Below are 488 nucleotides of genomic sequence, written 5' to 3'. Positions count from 1 at the left end.
TTCGACGGGCCCGCATTGCTGCCCGGCGTGCCGACCGACAGCAGGGTGATATCGTTCAGAATCGCATCGGACCCGAACAGGCCGATGTCACGCCCGAGCTTGAAGGTGCCGAGATGCGGCTTGCCGAGCGTCATATAGGGCTGCCGGGCATCGATCCCTGCGGTCGCCAGCGCGACTGGCGCACCGGCGGCGTTGGCACCATTGCCGCCGTACGAATTGCTGTTGATGCCGGGATAGAAGCCGAAGTGCGCGGCAATGTCCCAGCCGCCCTGGTTGGTCGACACGTCGAGCCCGAAGATGCCCGGCAGCAGCCCGTTGCGGATCGCCGAACTGTTCTGCGGGCCGGTATTGGCGAGACCGCCGACGCCCGTCGTGCCGGCAAGGCGCTTATCGGGCGAATCATGCGTATAGAAGGCGTTGACCGAGCCCGAGAACTTCACCGTCACGCCGCCGACTTCCATGCCGATCCCGCTGCTCGTCATCCGCAC

Annotated in this window: 1 protein-coding gene; it reads right to left on the bottom strand. The window is 65.8% G+C overall.

The genetic code is table 11. The features are described 5' to 3' along the window. The coding region (locus AACY49_RS30600; protein ID WP_339528025.1) for a hypothetical protein at positions 1–488 on the bottom strand (488 nt) is incomplete at both ends.

Origin of the sequence: Pseudomonas sp. EL_65y_Pfl2_R96 (assembly GCF_963970905.1) — a bacterium.
In the GTDB taxonomy this organism is placed as follows: domain Bacteria; phylum Pseudomonadota; class Gammaproteobacteria; order Pseudomonadales; family Pseudomonadaceae; genus Aquipseudomonas.
Note: the sequence above shows the minus strand (reverse complement) of the source record. Positions and strands in the feature narration are given on the sequence as shown.